General features: G+C 69.2%; 16 protein-coding genes. 5 read left to right on the top strand and 11 right to left on the bottom strand.

Features of this window, described 5'->3' with window-relative positions; genetic code table 11:
- Nucleotides 1-37 precede the first annotated feature (37 nt).
- The 7 genes from AB4Z01_RS00350 to AB4Z01_RS00320 form a co-directional block, all read right to left on the bottom strand.
- A complete protein-coding gene (locus tag AB4Z01_RS00350) occupies nucleotides 38-673 on the bottom strand; it encodes a sarcosine oxidase subunit gamma (RefSeq protein WP_441689401.1) in 636 nt (211 codons plus the stop codon).
- A complete protein-coding gene (locus AB4Z01_RS00345) occupies nucleotides 666-3,722 on the bottom strand; it encodes a sarcosine oxidase subunit alpha family protein (protein WP_441689400.1) in 3,057 nt (1,018 codons plus the stop codon). The genes AB4Z01_RS00350 and AB4Z01_RS00345 overlap by 8 nt, the downstream gene beginning before the upstream one ends.
- 3 nt (nucleotides 3,723-3,725) lie before the next feature.
- Nucleotides 3,726-4,091: a sarcosine oxidase subunit delta gene (locus AB4Z01_RS00340; RefSeq protein WP_395680615.1), complete on the bottom strand. Its 366-nt coding sequence runs from the start codon at nucleotides 4,089-4,091 to the stop codon at nucleotides 3,726-3,728.
- Between the two features lie 11 nt (nucleotides 4,092-4,102).
- Complete coding sequence (locus AB4Z01_RS00335; RefSeq protein ID WP_441689598.1) at nucleotides 4,103-5,353, bottom strand: sarcosine oxidase subunit beta family protein; 1,251 nt, start codon at nucleotides 5,351-5,353, stop codon at nucleotides 4,103-4,105.
- Between the two features lie 108 nt (nucleotides 5,354-5,461).
- Nucleotides 5,462-5,749, bottom strand: a complete 288-nt coding sequence (locus AB4Z01_RS00330) for a helix-turn-helix domain-containing protein (RefSeq protein WP_429227504.1) — start codon at nucleotides 5,747-5,749, stop codon at nucleotides 5,462-5,464.
- Entirely contained in the window at nucleotides 5,739-6,104 is a 366-nt protein-coding gene (locus AB4Z01_RS00325; RefSeq protein WP_441689399.1) for a type II toxin-antitoxin system RelE/ParE family toxin, read from the bottom strand. The genes AB4Z01_RS00330 and AB4Z01_RS00325 overlap by 11 nt, the downstream gene beginning before the upstream one ends.
- Nucleotides 6,105-6,166: 62 nt before the next feature.
- Nucleotides 6,167-6,652 carry a tyrosine phosphatase family protein gene (locus AB4Z01_RS00320; protein WP_441689398.1) on the bottom strand — a complete coding sequence of 162 codons (486 nt, stop codon included), beginning with the start codon at nucleotides 6,650-6,652 and terminating at the stop codon, nucleotides 6,167-6,169.
- A 258-nt stretch (nucleotides 6,653-6,910) separates the two neighbouring features.
- On the opposite strand from AB4Z01_RS00320, the gene AB4Z01_RS00315 reads away from it, so the two are divergent.
- Nucleotides 6,911-7,168, top strand: coding sequence for an AbrB/MazE/SpoVT family DNA-binding domain-containing protein (locus tag AB4Z01_RS00315; protein ID WP_441689397.1), 258 nt, complete (start codon nucleotides 6,911-6,913; stop codon nucleotides 7,166-7,168).
- Nucleotides 7,168-7,500: a type II toxin-antitoxin system PemK/MazF family toxin gene (locus tag AB4Z01_RS00310; RefSeq protein WP_441689395.1), complete on the top strand. Its 333-nt coding sequence runs from the start codon at nucleotides 7,168-7,170 to the stop codon at nucleotides 7,498-7,500. The genes AB4Z01_RS00315 and AB4Z01_RS00310 overlap by 1 nt, the downstream gene beginning before the upstream one ends.
- Before the next feature lies 1 nt (nucleotide 7,501).
- On the opposite strand, the gene AB4Z01_RS00305 is transcribed toward AB4Z01_RS00310, so the two are convergent.
- Entirely contained in the window at nucleotides 7,502-9,172 is a 1,671-nt protein-coding gene (locus AB4Z01_RS00305; protein ID WP_441689393.1) for a formate--tetrahydrofolate ligase, read from the bottom strand.
- Nucleotides 9,173-9,423: 251 nt separating this feature from the next.
- Between AB4Z01_RS00305 and AB4Z01_RS00300 the strand changes: the two genes are divergently transcribed.
- The gene (locus AB4Z01_RS00300; protein ID WP_429227498.1) at nucleotides 9,424-10,461 is read left to right on the top strand and encodes a GlxA family transcriptional regulator; all 1,038 of its coding nucleotides are present in this window, start codon (nucleotides 9,424-9,426) and stop codon (nucleotides 10,459-10,461) included.
- Between the two features lie 173 nt (nucleotides 10,462-10,634).
- Nucleotides 10,635-11,282: a dethiobiotin synthase gene (bioD, locus tag AB4Z01_RS00295; protein ID WP_441689391.1), complete on the top strand. Its 648-nt coding sequence runs from the start codon at nucleotides 10,635-10,637 to the stop codon at nucleotides 11,280-11,282.
- Nucleotides 11,283-11,305: 23 nt separating this feature from the next.
- Here bioD and AB4Z01_RS00290 read toward each other — a convergent pair whose 3' ends face one another.
- The 3 genes from AB4Z01_RS00290 to AB4Z01_RS00280 all read right to left on the bottom strand — a co-directional run bounded on the left by AB4Z01_RS00290 (nucleotide 11,306) and on the right by AB4Z01_RS00280 (nucleotide 12,943).
- Entirely contained in the window at nucleotides 11,306-11,674 is a 369-nt protein-coding gene (locus tag AB4Z01_RS00290) for a type II toxin-antitoxin system VapC family toxin (protein WP_441689390.1), read from the bottom strand.
- Entirely contained in the window at nucleotides 11,671-11,868 is a 198-nt protein-coding gene (locus AB4Z01_RS00285) for a type II toxin-antitoxin system VapB family antitoxin (RefSeq protein ID WP_138889672.1), read from the bottom strand. Before AB4Z01_RS00285 ends, AB4Z01_RS00290 begins: the two co-directional genes overlap by 4 nt.
- A 130-nt stretch (nucleotides 11,869-11,998) precedes the next feature.
- The gene (locus AB4Z01_RS00280) at nucleotides 11,999-12,943 is read right to left on the bottom strand and encodes a metFprotein (RefSeq protein ID WP_441689388.1); all 945 of its coding nucleotides are present in this window, start codon (nucleotides 12,941-12,943) and stop codon (nucleotides 11,999-12,001) included.
- Between the two features lie 247 nt (nucleotides 12,944-13,190).
- Here AB4Z01_RS00280 and AB4Z01_RS00275 point away from each other — a divergent pair, with 247 nt between their 5' ends.
- Complete coding sequence (locus tag AB4Z01_RS00275) at nucleotides 13,191-14,171, top strand: Bug family tripartite tricarboxylate transporter substrate binding protein (RefSeq protein WP_441689387.1); 981 nt, start codon at nucleotides 13,191-13,193, stop codon at nucleotides 14,169-14,171.
- Nucleotides 14,172-14,173 lie beyond the last annotated feature (2 nt).

Raw genomic sequence — 14,173 nt, 5'->3', positions numbered from 1 at the left:
GGCAGGAGAAGCCCGACCGACGGAGCTGGTTGGGGCCTCAGCCCTCGCCGACCCCGTATTCCAGCGCCGCATCCGCGAGCCAGTCCCAGAGATACTGGGCGAAGGAGCGGCGGACATAGACCCGCAGCCGCGGCGCGCCGTCCGAATCGTCGGTGCGGTGCAGGACGACGTCGGCGTGGCAGATCATGCTCTGCGCCACCGAACCCACCGGGAAGGACCGCGGGTGCAGGTCCAGCGGGCAGCCCTTGGCCAGCACGTCCAGCGCCTTCGGCCCGGCCAGGGAGATCACCGTCCAGTTGTCGGTGACGTTGGTGATTGCGGCATGACGGCCGGCCAGCGCGCCCTGCAGTCGGGCGGCGAGATCGGCCTCGCGGTCGACGCCGCCGACCACCAGCCATTCGGTCGGGCCGAGCCACAAAGCCGCGACGCCGTCGGCCGCGGCGATGCCCGGCCGCGCCGGCAGGTCGAGCCCGAGCGCCCCGGCCACCGCCGCGCCGAATCCGGCATCGGCCAGGTCGCCGCGCAGGTTCAGCTTGGCCTCATGCGCGATCTCGGCCAGGCGGACGCCCGGATTGGCCGGCGCCACCAGCGGCCGGACCAGACCCTCAGTCGCCGAGCGCCGGACGGGAGCCGCGGCCGGAGCGCCGGCCTGGAGGGACACGGTGTCAGGCATGCAGGCGCCCTCCCTCGGGGTCGACGAAGACCGGCTTCACCACGCGGGCGGCAATGGTGCGGTCGGGCATGGCGATGTGGACCGTGCCGTCGAGCCGGCCCGAGCCGCCCTTGACCATCGCCAACGCGATCGAGCGGTCCAGGTTCGGGCTCCAGTAGCTCGAGGTCACATGGCCCAGCATCGGCACCGGCGGGGCACCCGGCGTCGCCCCCACTAGCGTCGAGGCATCGATGATGTGCGCCCCCTCCTCCAGCACCAGCTTCGGATCGTCGGTCAGCAGGCCGACCAATTGCTTGCGGTCGGCCCGCGCCGTGTCGGCCCGATCGAGCGAGCGCTTGCCGATGAAATCCGGCTTCTTCTTGCCGACGATCCAGTCCATGCCGAGGTCGCCCGGCGTGGTGGTGCCGTCGGTCTCCTGGCCGACGATGATGAAGCCCTTCTCGGCGCGCAGCACATGCATCGCCTCGGTGCCGTAGGGCACCAGGTCCAGCCCCTGCCCCGCCTTCTCGATCGCCTCCATCAGCGCCAGGCCGTAGGCGGCGGGGACGTTGATCTCGTAGGACAGCTCGCCGGTGAAGGAGATGCGGAACACCCGCGCCGCCAGCCCGGCCACCGTCCCCTCGCGCATGCTCAGATGCGGGAAGGCCTCGTTCGACAGGTCGATATCGGTCAGCCGCGACAGCAGCTCGCGGCATTTCGGGCCGGAGATGGTGGCGACCGCCCATTGCTCGGTGGCCGAGGTCAGGAACACCTTCAGGTCCGGCCATTCGGTCTGCAGCCATTCCTCGAGCCAGGCGAGGATGTTGGCGGCGCCACCGGTGGTGGTGGTCATGTGGAAGTGGTCGTCGGCGAGGCGCGTGGTGACGCCGTCATCCTTGACCATGCCGTCCTCGCCCAGCATCAGCCCGTAGCGGCAGCCGCCGATCGCCAGCTTGGCCCAGGCGTTGGTGTAGACGCGGTTCAGGAACTCCGCCGCGTCCGGCCCCCTGACGTCGATCTTGCCGAGGGTGGTCGCGTCCATCACGCCGACCGAGGTGCGCGCCGCCTTGACCTCGCGGTTCACCGCGGCGTGCATGTCCTCGCCCGGCTTCGGGAAGTACCAGGCCCGCTTCCAGCCGCCGCCGACATTCTCGAACACCGCACCATGCTTCTCGGCCCAGCCATGCATCGGGGTGCGCCGGATCGGGGCGTACAGCGCCTTGACGCTGCGCCCGGCGATGGCGCCGAAGGTGACCGGGGTGTAGGGCGGGCGGAAGGTGGTGACGCCGATCTCCGGAATGGTCTTGCCCATGGTCTGGGCGACGATGCCGAGGGCGTTGACGTTGCCAGTCTTGCCCTGGTCGGTGGCCATGCCGGTGGTGGTGTAGCGCTTGACGTGCTCGACCGAGACCATGCCCTCGCGCAGCGCCAGCCGCAGGTCCTTGGCGGTGACGTCGTTCTGGAAATCGACGAAGGCGCGCACCGAATTGGCCGGCCGGTCGGACGGCACGTACCATAGCGGCCGGTCGTCGCCGGCCTGCGGCTCCTCCTGCGCGGTCGCGACCGGCGGCACCGCCACCGCCACCGGGCTCAGCCCGGCGGCCGAGGCCGCGGCGGCACCGGCCACGAGGCCTTCCTGCAGCGCGTCGGCAAAGCGCACCGTGCCGGCGCAGCCGCCGGCCGAGCGCTCGGCCTGGAAGGACTGGCCGGGCATGAAGGTCGACCGCGCCTCGTCCCAGCGCAGCTTGCCGCGCGACTGCGACTGCAGGTTCAGGACCGGATTCCAGCCGCCCGACATGGCGACCGCGTCGCAGGCGATGGTGGTCTCGGCGCCGCGCCGCACCGACTGGCCGTCGGCGGCCAGCGGCATCAGCCGCACCTCGTTCACCCGCAGGCGGCCGGAGGTGCCGACCACGGCATGGCCGGCATAGACCGGAAGGCCGGCGGCCCGCGCCGCCCGCACCAGCGGCCCGTCCGGATCCGGCCGGGTGTCGACGATCGCCGGCACCGTGACTCCGGCGGCGGCGAGGTCGAGGGCGGTGGCATAGGCGCTGTCGTCGCCGGTGGCGACCACGACCTTCTCGCCGACCTTGACGCCCCAGCGGTTCAGATAGGCCCGGGCGGCGCCGGCCAGCAGGATGCCGGGACGGTCGTTCTCGGCGAAGACCAGGCTGCGCTCGATCGACCCGGTGGCCAGCACCACCTGCTTCGCCCGCACCTTCCACAGCCGCTGCCGCGGCGTGCCGGCCGGCACCGCATGCGGCGCGATATGGTCGCTGGCGCGCTCCAGCAGGCCCAGCCAGTTATGGCCGTAATAGCCGAAGGCGGTGGTGCGCGGCAGCACCCGGACATCGGGCATCGACGCCAGCTCGGCCACCGTCGCCGCGGCCCAGTCGAGGGCACCGGCCTCGCCGATCGACGCCGTCGGCTCCGACCGCAGCCAGCCGCCGAAGCGGGGCTGGTCCTCGGCCAGGATCACCCGGGCGCCGGCGCGGGCCGCCGCTAGGGCGGCGCCGAGGCCGGCGATGCCGCCGCCGACCACCAGCACGTCGCAATGGACGTTCATATGGTCGTAGCGGTCGGGGTCGGGCTGGCGCGGCGAGACGCCGAGGCCGGCCGCCTTGCGGATGAAGCGCTCATAGACCATCCAGGCCTTGGGCGAGCGCGGCCACATGAAGGTCTTGTAGTAGAAGCCGGCCGGGATCAACGGCGCGAACAGGTCGTTGACCGCGTTGAAATCGAAGCGCAGCGACGGCCAGCGGTTCTGGCTGCGCGCCACGAGGCCGTCGAACAGCTCGACCTGGGTGGCGCGGCTGTTCGGGTCGGTCCGCGCCGCGTCGGGGCCCAGCTGGACCAGCGCGTTCGGCTCCTCCGGCCCGGCCGAGATCACGCCGCGCGGCCGGTGGTACTTGAAGCTGCGGCCCATCAGGTGCACGCCGTTGGCCAGCAGGGCCGAGGCCAGCGTGTCGCCCTCATAGCCGCGATACGACGTGCCGTCGAAGGCGAAGGCGACGCCCTGGGTGCGGTCGATATCGGCGCCGCGGCCGACCAGGCGGTAACGTTGGGTCATGGTTCAGGAGCCGGAAGCGCTGGCGGGATCGACCAGCGGCGCGTTGGCGGTGCCCCGCGCCGGCTCGCCGGACGGGGTGGGGATGGACTGGCCGTCGATCGCGGGCGGCGGGTCGCCGGGGCCATAGACCGCCAGGATCTCGTCGGTCGCGGTGTTGCGGGCGATGTTGAACCAGCGCCGGCAGCCATGGATGTGGACCCAGCGCTCATAATGCAGCCCCTTGGGGCTGGAGCGCATGAAGACATAGTCGCCCCATTCCGCGTCGCTCAGCTCGGCCGGGTTGGCCGGGCGCCGGATATGGGCCTCGCCGCCGCAGCGGAACTCACGCTGGTCCCGCGGGCCGCACCAGGGGCAGTCGATCAGGAACATAAGCGGGGTCCTCAGTGCGCCACGGCGGCGGCGCCGTGCTCGGCCACCAGCGCGCCGGAGGCGAAGCGGTCCAGCGCGAAGGGCGCGGCGATGGCGTTCGGCTCGCCGCGGGCGACGGTGTGGGCGAAGACATGGCCCGAGCCGGGCGTCGCCTTGAAGCCGCCGGTGCCCCAGCCGCAATTGATGAACAGGTTCTCGACCGGGGTCTTGCCGATGATCGGGCTGGCGTCCGGCGCCACGTCGACGATGCCGCCCCATTGCCGCAGCATGCGCATGCGGCTGAAGATCGGGAACATCTCGACGATCGCCGCCAGCGTCTCCTCGATCACCGCGAAGCCGCCGCGCTGGGAATAGGAGACGTAGCCGTCGATGCCGGCGCCGATCACCAGCTCGCCCTTGTCGGACTGGCTGACATAGGCGTGCACGGCGTTCGACATGACGACGCAGTCGATCACCGGCTTGATCGGCTCGGACACCAGGGCCTGCAACGGGTGGCTCTYCAGCGGCAGTCGGAAGCCGGCGAGGTTGGCCAGCACCGAGCTGTGGCCGGCCGCCACCACGCCGACCTTGCCGGCGCCGATATAGCCGCGCGTGGTCTCGACCCCGACCACGCGCCCCTGCTCGGTGCGGAAGCCGGTGACCTCGCAATTCTGGATGATGTCGACGCCGCGGCTGTCGGCGCCGCGGGCATAGCCCCAGGCGACGGCGTCGTGCCGCGCCGTGCCGGCCCGGCGCTGCACGGTGCCGCCATAGACCGGAAAGCGGATGGTCGGGTCCGGGTTCAGGGCGGGACAGAATTCCAGCACCTGCTCGCGGGTCAGCCATTCGCTGTCGATGCCGTTCAGCCGGTTGGCGTGCAGCCGGCGCATCAGCTCGCGCGCCTCATGCGGGTCGTGGCAGATGTTCATCACGCCGCGCTGGCTGAACATCACATTGTAGTTGAGGTCGGCCGACAGGCCCTCCCACAGCTTCAGCGCGTGCTCGTAGATGAAGGCCGAGGCGTCGTAGAGGTAGTTGGAGCGGACGATGGTGGTGTTCCGGCCGGTGTTGCCGCCGCCGATCCAGCCCTTCTCCAGCACCGCGACATTGGTGATGCCGTGCTCCTTCGCCAAGTAGTAGGCGGTGGCCAGGCCGTGACCGCCGCCGCCGACGATGATCACGTCATAGGCCGGCTTGGGATCGGGCGAACGCCACGCCTTCTGCCAGCCTTCGTGGTGCGACAGCGCGTTGCGGACGAGGGAGAAGACTGAATATCGGGACATCGATCCGGGCGGGTCCAGGGTGAGCGTGGGCATGGTGCAGAGCCGGCCGGCCCGGCGCGAGCTTAGGCGCGACACGCAGGCGTCGCCCTGCGCCAACGGGATTCCAACTCAGACCAGGCTCACGGCCAGATGCTTGCCCACGGCGGATGCCGCCTTCACCAGCGTGTCGAGCTGAATCCGGTCGTTGTTCGGATCGAGCAGACGGCTGAGTTGGGTCGCGCTCGTTTTCATGCGTCGGGCCATCTCGGATTTGGAGATCTTCTGCGCGGCCATCTCGTGCTCGATCTGGAGCGCGAGGGTCCGCTTGATGGCAGTCGTCGTGACCTCATCGTAAATGCCGTCCTCGCGCAGGAAGCTCTCGAAGCTTTCGCCGATATGCGGGTTCTTAGTCTTCATAGCGCTGCACCTCCTTCATGCGGGTTGCCGCCACTTTGAGTTCCTTGTCCGGCGTCTTTTGCGTTTTCTTGATGAACCCGTGCAAGAGCACCATCTGGTTGCCGGCCAGGACGAAGAACACGCGGGCAATCCGTCCCGATGAGATGTTGGAGCGGATCTCATAGAGGCCCCTGATCCCTGTGATCGAGGAGCATTTGGGCATGCCGACCGGCCAGCAGAATTCCAGCGTGGCGATGTCCGTGCCGATGGCTTTCCGGTCTTCCGGCGGCAGCTCCAAAAGCCATTCCCGCACAGGCCGCTTCCCTGTATCGGCGGCATAAAAGCTGGCCTGCAGTCTCTTGGCGGGCGTCTTCATTCTTACCTTACAAGGTATACCTTGTAAGGTAAGATATCAAGCGCGCTTCGCCGGTCTGCGCCTCAGTCGGCCGGAATCTCTCGCCCGCGGCCGACGCGGCGCAGCATGGCGACCAGGTCGGGCTGCTCGTCTCGGACCCGGCGGTATTGCGGGCGCAGCGCGTCGCGCAACCGGCCCTTGGTGCCCAGCGCCGCCTCGGCATAGTCGATCATCACCGTGTTCGGCCAGGCCTGGGGCCGGATCGCCGCCAGCCGCGCCACCGAGGCCTCCTCCTCGCCCGGATGGCGCTGGGCGATCAGCATCAGCATCGAGGCGGTCGAGCGCGACACGCCCATATGGCAATGCACCAGCAGGTGGCGCAGGCTTTCGCCCTCAAGCGCCATCGCCTCGCCGAACTCCAGGATCTCGGCGACATGGTCGGCGGTCGGGAAGATGTGGCCCGGCATCTCGTCGATGATGTCGTGAAAGCGCAAGTCGAGGCGGCGATGCGGCGCGAAACCGTCGAAATAGGTCTCGGCCGGGGTGCCCGGATCGGCGATCGACAGCACATGGGTGACGCCGGCGGCACGGAAGCCGGCGATCTCCTCCAGGCCGCAGACGGTGAGATGGCGGTCGGGGTGCAGCAGMATCGGATCGTCCTCGGAAGCGGGCGAGGCACTGTCCCGCCCGGCCGCGACCGGGTCAAACGCCGATGCCGGGCCTCAGCCGTGCGGGCCGGTCATGCTGCAGCTCCGTCCCTACCCGGTGACGAGGCCTTGCAGAAAAGAAGACCAGTGTTATATTAAAATATAACTTTGGAGATTACGATGCACACCACAAATCTGCGCAAGGTCGGCGGCTCAGTGATGCTGGCTGTGCCTCCGGCGATCCTTGACATCTTGCATCTCGATGCCGGCGCCAAGGTTGGCCTGACAGTCGACAACGGCCGCCTGGTGATAGAGCCGCAGGGCCGCCCGCACTACACGCTGGACGAACTCCTGGCGCAATGCGACCCCTCGGCCGACCTGACGCCCGAGGATCGGGAGTGGCTCGATGCCAAGCCGGTCGGCAGCGAGCTGCTGTGATGGAGCGGGGCGACATCTATCTGGTCTCGCTCGATCCGACATCCGGCCACGAGCAGCGGGGGACGCGCCCGGTCCTGATCGTATCGCCGGGCACGTTCAACCGGCTGACGAAAACGCCGATCGTCCTGCCCATCACGACCGGGGGCAACTTCGCGCGCACCGCTGGCTTCACGGTGTCGCTGATGGGCACCGGCACCAGCACGACCGGCGTGGTGCGCTGCGATCAGCCGCGCGCCATCGATCTCGGATCCCGGAGCGGTCGGAAGCTGGAAAGCGCGCCGCAGGCGATCATCGACGAGGTGCTGGCGAAGCTGGCCGCGATCCTCGAATAGACTAGAACAGCCCCTCGATCCGTCCGCCTTCATCCAGCCGGATGTTGTTGGCCGCCGGTGTCCTCGGCAGGCCGGGCATGGTCATGATCTCGCCGCAGATCGCCACCAGGAACTCCGCCCCCGCCGACAGGCGCAGCTCGCGCACCGGCACGATGTGGTGCGACGGCGCGCCCTTCAGCGCCGGGTCGGTGGAGAAGCTGTACTGGGTCTTGGCGACGCAGAGCGGGAAATGGCCGTAGCTCTTCTGGTACTGGGCGAACTGGTCGCGCACCCGCTTGTCGGCAATGATGTCGTCGGCGCCGTAGATCGAGGTCGCGATCGTCCGCATCTTCTCCCACAGCGGCAGGTCGTCGTCGTACAGGGTGCGGAACTGGGAATGGTCGTCGGCCAGGGCCGCAACCTTGTGCGCCAGCTCGACCGTGCCGGCGCTGCCGTCCGACCAATGGGAGCAGACCTGGGCCTCGACGCCGTGCTCGGCGCAATAATCGCGCACCGCCTGCAGCTCGGCCTCGGTATCGGCGACGAAGCGGTTGACCGCGACCACTGCCGGCACGCCGAACTGGCCGACATTGCGGATGTGGCGGCCGAGATTGGCCAGGCCCTTCTTCAGCGCCGCCACATTCTCCTGCCCCAGCTCCTCCTTGACCACGCCGCCATGCATCTTCAGCGCCCGCACGGTGGCGACGATCACCACTGCCGCCGGCTTCAGCCCGGCCTTGCGGCATTTGATGTCGAAGAACTTCTCGGCCCCGAGATCGGCGCCGAAGCCGGCCTCGGTGACGACATAGTCGGCCAGCTTCAGCGCCGTCTTCGTGGCCATCACCGAGTTGCAGCCATGGGCGATGTTGGCGAAGGGGCCGCCATGGACGAAGGCCGGGTTGTTCTCCAGCGTCTGCACCAGGTTCGGCATGAAGGCGTCCTTCAGCAGCACGGTCATCGGCCCGTCCGCCTTCAGGTCCTTCGCCGTCACCGCCCGACGGTCGAGCGACTGGCCGACGATGATGCGGCCCAGCCGCTGCTCCAGGTCCTCCAGGCTCTTCGCCAGGCAGAAGATCGCCATCACCTCGGACGCCACGGTGATGTCGAAGCCGTCCTCGCGCGGGAAACCGTTCTGGGCGCCGCCCAGGCTGGTGACGATCGAGCGCAGCGCCCGGTCGTTCATGTCCATCACCCGGCGCCAGGTCACCCGGCGGGTGTCGAGGCCGAGCGCGTTGCCCCAGTAGATGTGGTTGTCCAGCAGCGCCGACAGCAGGTTGTGGGCGCTGCTGATGGCGTGGAAGTCGCCGGTGAAGTGCAGGTTGATCTGCTCCATCGGCACCACCTGGGCGTGGCCGCCGCCGGCGGCGCCGCCCTTGATGCCGAAGCAGGGGCCCAGCGACGGCTCGCGCAGGCAGATCGCCGCCTTCTTGCCGATCCGGTTCAGCCCGTCGCCGAGCCCGACCGTGGTGGTGGTCTTGCCCTCTCCCGCCGGGGTCGGGGTGATGGCGGTGACCAGGATCAGCTTGCCGTCGGGCCGGCCCTCCAGCCCGTCGATGAAGCCGGGCGTCAGCTTGGCGATGTGTGGGCCATAGGGATACAGGGCATCGCCGGGGATGCCGAGCGTCGCGCCGACCTCCGCGATCGGCCGCAGCGTCGCGGCCCGCGCGATCTCGATATCCGACGGTGCCGCCATGTCCCAAGCCCCCAGGCCGTTTTTGCGTCGATGGTCCCATAGCATCCGTTGCACCACCTCGTCTGCGGCGACGTGGTCCGCTCTGGCTGCGACGCGCCCGGCCGCAGCGGCACGAGCCATGCGTCCAGCGGATCGCACTATCCGTTGACCGTCGCAAGCAGCCTCTTTGTCGAATTTGCGACCCGTGCTACCGATTCGTGAACAAGGCGCACCCCTTCATCGCATGAGGGCCGCCGGGAGGCACAATGAGCATGGGCCAGGATCCAGCTTTCGACACCGAGACGATCGGCTTTCTGCTGATTCCGCAGTTCTCGATGATCGCCTTCACCTCGGCGGTCGAGCCGCTGCGCATCGCCAATCGCATGGCCGGCAAGCCGCTGTACCGCTGGACCGTGCTGTCCAAGGACGGCCAGGCGGTGAAGGCCAGCAACGGCATCAGCGTCGGCGTCGACACCTCGCTGGCCGAGCTCAGCCGCCAGTCCGGCCTGTCCAAGCCGCTCGACATGATCTTCGCCTGCTCCGGCCTCGGCATCGAGCGCTACCGCGACGACGAGGTCTTCGCCTGGCTGCGCCGCGCGGAGCGGCAGGGGGTGGGCATCGGCGCGCTCTGCACCGGCTCGCACCTGCTGGCCCGGGCCGGCCTGCTCGGCGGCTATCGCTGCGCCATCCATTGGGAGAACCTGCCCGGCTTCGCCGAGACCTTCCCCGAGATCCCGGTGTCGAGCGATCTGTTCGAGGTCGACCGCAAGCGCTACACCTGCTCCGGCGGCACCGCGGCGATCGACATGATGATGCACCTGATCGCGCTGCGGCAGGGCCGCGACCTGGCGACCAAGGTGTCCGAGCAATGCCTGGTCGACCGCATCCGCAGCCCGCATGACCGCCAGCGCCTGCCGCTGCGGGCCCGTCTGGGCGTGCACAACCCGAAGCTGGTGTCGGCGATCGAGCTGATGGAGGCGAACATCGCCGAGCCGCTGCCGCAGGAGGAGCTGGCGGCCCATGTCGGCCTGTCGCGCCGGCAGCTGGAGCGGCTGTTCCGCAAGCAGCTCGGCCACAGCCCGGCGCATTACTACCTCGAGCTGCGGCTGGAGCGGGCGCAGCATCTGATCAACCAGAGCGACCTGCCGATCGTCGACCTGGCCCTGGCCTGCGGCTTCGTCTCGGCCTCGCATTTCTCGAAATGCTACCGCCAGCTCTATGGCCGTTCGCCCCGGGAAGAGCGGGCGAATGCCATCCTGCGCGGCGTGCCGATGCCCGAGCGGCCGGTCCGCCAGAAGATCCTCGCTTGACGACGCATTCCAGCTTTGCTGCGCTGCGGTAACTGGGGACTCGCATCGGAGGACCGATCTGTGCATAGTCCGCGACTTCGCGTAACGGCATCCCGGACCCGAATGCCCGTAGACCGGACCTGGCAGGCCCTTCCGGCCGCCGACCGCCTCGCCGCCGAGACCTTTAGCGCCCCATGACCCGATTCTATGTGACCGGCACCGACACCGGTGTCGGCAAGACCCTCGCCTGCGCCTGCCTGGCCCTTGCCTGGGACGCCGACTATTGGAAGCCGGTGCAGACCGGCCTGGCCGAGAAGCCGGCGGATACCGCCACCATCGCCGCCCTGACTGGCCTGCCGGCCGACCGGCTGCAGAAGCCGACCTACGCCTTCCAGGCGCCGCTGGCCCCGGTGGCCGCCGCGGCGCTGGAGGAGAGCGAGATCGACCCGGCCGCGCTGACGCCGGACTTCTCGACCCGGCCGCTGCTGATCGAAGGCCCGGGCGGTGGGTTGATGGTGCCGCTGGACTGCTCGACGCTGGCGATCGACCTGCTGGCGGTGTGGCGCTACCCGGCCATCGTGGTGGCCCGCAGCGGCCGCGGCACGATCAACCACACGCTGCTGACCATCGAGGCCCTGCGCAGCCGCAAGATCCCGATCGCCGGGGTGGTGATGAACGGCCCGCTCAACGCCGGCAACCGCGCCGCGATCGAGAAGCATGGCGGCGTGCCGGTGATCCTGGAGATCCCGGAGCTGCAGAAGGTCACCCGTGCGGTGGTCGAGGAGCTGTCGCACGCCGTGCCGCCGCTCGGCGAGATCGTCTCCGAGGCCGTGGCGGCCTGACATCGTGGCGATACCCGGCTCTATTACACGGGTCTCGCCGCCATGCCCAACTGCTCGGCCACTGCCAGCAGGCGCTTGTCGCGCGTCCAGAGAGAAATTCCTGCCGTCAATTTGACACTGGCCAGGAGATGCGCGTCGACATAGCCGATGCCGCGACCGAACAGGACGTGCCGAGCGATGAAGTGCAGCACTTCCTGCTCCGTGGCGACGTCGGCTTGCTGCAAATCCAGCAAGGTTTGCAGGATCAGGTCGCGTTGATGCAGGCTGCCGAGAGCCAGCTCGCCGACGATGAAAGGGTGCATCAGCACCTGACCCACATCGAGCAGATGAGCCAGGACGTCGTCAGCCGATCGCAGATGGTCGATCCAGACCGATGTATCGACCAGGATCACACGGGCTCCGTCCGCCGTCGCGGCAGGGGTTCCAGATCGGGCTCGCTTCCGCCCAGAGCCGCCAGCCGCCGTGCGCTCTCCCGGGCAATGAGCGCTTTCAGAGCTTCCCGCACCAGGGCGGACTTCTCCTGCAGCCCGGTGAGGGCCTGCGCCTTGGCGAGCAGATCATCGTCGAGGGCGAGGGTCGTCCGCATGCTGGTCTCCTGGACCGTGAAGCATGAAATTAGGCGTCTTTGATGCCCAATTCAATGCCGCGGCGGGACAGCCTGCAAATAGCACGGGCGCCCTGGGGCGCCCGTCCTTGTCACACGGATCAGGCTTGGCTCAGTCCAGCGACTCGTCCATGGCGAAGCCGCCGCGGCCGTCGAGGGTGAAGCGGCCGTCCTGCATCGCCTTGACCCAGCGGGCCGAGCGCTCCAGCCCGCCGAAGGCGAACAGGTGCAGCTGGGCGATGCCGCAGCCGGCATCCTTGGCGCGGTAATCCGCCAGCTCGGTCAGCAGCTTGTCGGGCATCGACACCGAGGCCAGCTTGGCGATGTTCATCGCCTGCCGGGTCAGGAACCGCATCGACGGGCCGACGCCGCACATCGCGGCATAGTGGATCAGGCTCTTCAGCTTGGCCGGGCCGGCCAGGCCGAGATGGATCGGCAGCTCGTTGCCGGCGCGGCGCAGCTCGCGGTCCCAGGCGATGATCGCCTCGGCGTCGAAGCAGAACTGGGTGGCGATGTAGAGGTCGGTGCCGGTCGCCCGGGCATAGGCGTTCTTCTCGGCGACCGAGCGGGCGATCTCCTCGGCCGGGATGTCCTTGCTGCCCTCGGGATGGCCGGCGACGCCGATGGTCTTGATCCCGTGCTGCTGCAGCAGGCCGGTCTCCAGCACCTGCATGGTGCGGTCGAACGGGCCGACCGGGGTGGACACGCCGCCGCCGATCACCAGCACCTGGTCGACCCCGGCCTCGCCGGCGAGGCGGCGCAGATAGTCGTCGAGCTGGGCCCGGCTCTCCAGGCTGCGGGCGGCGATATGCGGCACCGGCACCAGGCCTTCGCCGCGCAGCCGCGCGGCGGTGTGAACGATCTCGCCGAGATCGGCGCCCGGCAGCATGGTGATGTAGACCGGGGTGCCGGCCGGCAGATGCGCGCCGTAGCTGGCGGTCTTGGCGGCGATGCCGGGCGCGGTCTCGATCGAGAGGCCGCGGAACAGGTCGACCACCGCCGTCTTCGGCGTCGGCAGCGAAACAACCTTGGCGGTCGACCGATTGAACCCCAGCATTCACCGTCCTCCATGGGCACGGCGCCAGCACCGGCGCTTGGATGACAAAATGGTGATGCCGGGGCGTTGGCGCTGCATCGCCGACGACCGGAACTGTCCGGAAGGCGACACCGCGGCGTGATTGCGACAAGGTGTGCCGGCCGAGTGTCTCGGACGCCCCTCGCGCAGATGCCAGGACGGCGGTCCTTTGGCATACTGGACATGGAAGCGGGCCCTGCACGAGGCCGCCACCATCGAAGGGGGAACCATGTCCAAGACGCCGCTGTACGCCTGCCTGGCGGCCCTGCTGTCGGCCGCCCTGCTGCCCGCGAGCCAGGCCTCCGCCCAGGATGCCTGGCCCACCCGGCCGGTCACCATCATCGTGCCCTTCGCCGCCGGCGGGAACACCGACCTGTTCGGCCGCCTGCTGGCCGACGAGATGAGCAAGACCTTCGGCCAGCCCTTCGTGGTCGAGAACAAGCCGGGCGCCGGCGGCGGCATCGGCACCGAGCAGCTGGCCCGGGCCGAGCCGGACGGCTACACGCTGGGCATGGGCACGGTCGGCACCCATGCCATCAACCCCTGGGTGTTCAAGGATCTGGGCTACGACGCCGAGGCCGATTTCGCGCCGATCTCGCTGGCCGCGACGCTGCCGAACCTGCTGGTGGTCAACCCGTCGTTCCCCGCCAAATCGGTGCCGGAGCTGATCGCGCTCTTGAAGGCCGAGCCGGAGGGCCACAGCTACGCCTCCTCCGGCTTCGGCACCTCGATCCACCTCGCCGCCGCGGCGTTCGAGATCCATGTCGGCTCGCACATGACCCATGTGCCCTACAAGGGCAGCGCCCAGGCGCTGGGCGACGTCGTCGCCGGCCATGTCGACATGATCTTCGACAACATCCCGACGGCGATGGAGCAGGCCCGCGCCGGCACCGTGCGTCCGCTCGCGGTGACCGGGCTGGAGCGCACGCCGACCCTGCCCGACGTGCCGGCGATGGCCGAGTTCATCCCCGGCTTCGACATCACCTCCTGGCAGGGCCTGCTGGCGCCGGCCGGCACCCCGCCCGCCATCGTCGAGAAGCTGAGCGCCGAGGTGCAGCGGATCATGCGCCTGCCCGAGATCAAGGCCCGGGTCGAGCCCCTGGGCGCCAAGCCGATCGGCAGCACCGCGGAGGAGTTCACCGCCTACATCAAGACCGAGAAGGCGAAGTACAAGCCGATCGTCGAGGCCTCCGGCGCGACTGCGCAGTAGCG

Origin of the sequence: Inquilinus sp. YAF38 (assembly GCF_052113205.1) — a bacterium.
Classification (GTDB): Bacteria; Pseudomonadota; Alphaproteobacteria; order DSM-16000; family Inquilinaceae; genus Inquilinus.
Note: the sequence above shows the minus strand (reverse complement) of the source record. Positions and strands in the feature narration are given on the sequence as shown.

Coding starts and splice junctions, on each gene's coding strand:
- AB4Z01_RS00350 (WP_441689401.1), bottom strand. CDS start 673: ATGCCTGACACCGTGTCCCTCCAGGCCGGCGCTCCGGCCGCGGCTCCC.
- AB4Z01_RS00280 (WP_441689388.1), bottom strand. CDS start 12,943: ATGCTGGGGTTCAATCGGTCGACCGCCAAGGTTGTTTCGCTGCCGACG.
- AB4Z01_RS00345 (WP_441689400.1), bottom strand. CDS start 3,722: ATGACCCAACGTTACCGCCTGGTCGGCCGCGGCGCCGATATCGACCGC.
- AB4Z01_RS00330 (WP_429227504.1), bottom strand. CDS start 5,749: ATGAAGACTAAGAACCCGCATATCGGCGAAAGCTTCGAGAGCTTCCTG.
- AB4Z01_RS00340 (WP_395680615.1), bottom strand. CDS start 4,091: ATGTTCCTGATCGACTGCCCCTGGTGCGGCCCGCGGGACCAGCGTGAG.
- AB4Z01_RS00275 (WP_441689387.1), top strand. CDS start 13,191: ATGTCCAAGACGCCGCTGTACGCCTGCCTGGCGGCCCTGCTGTCGGCC.
- AB4Z01_RS00325 (WP_441689399.1), bottom strand. CDS start 6,104: ATGAAGACGCCCGCCAAGAGACTGCAGGCCAGCTTTTATGCCGCCGAT.
- AB4Z01_RS00285 (WP_138889672.1), bottom strand. CDS start 11,868: ATGCGGACGACCCTCGCCCTCGACGATGATCTGCTCGCCAAGGCGCAG.
- AB4Z01_RS00315 (WP_441689397.1), top strand. CDS start 6,911: ATGCACACCACAAATCTGCGCAAGGTCGGCGGCTCAGTGATGCTGGCT.
- AB4Z01_RS00305 (WP_441689393.1), bottom strand. CDS start 9,172: ATGGCGGCACCGTCGGATATCGAGATCGCGCGGGCCGCGACGCTGCGG.
- AB4Z01_RS00300 (WP_429227498.1), top strand. CDS start 9,424: ATGGGCCAGGATCCAGCTTTCGACACCGAGACGATCGGCTTTCTGCTG.
- AB4Z01_RS00310 (WP_441689395.1), top strand. CDS start 7,168: ATGGAGCGGGGCGACATCTATCTGGTCTCGCTCGATCCGACATCCGGC.
- bioD (WP_441689391.1), top strand. CDS start 10,635: ATGACCCGATTCTATGTGACCGGCACCGACACCGGTGTCGGCAAGACC.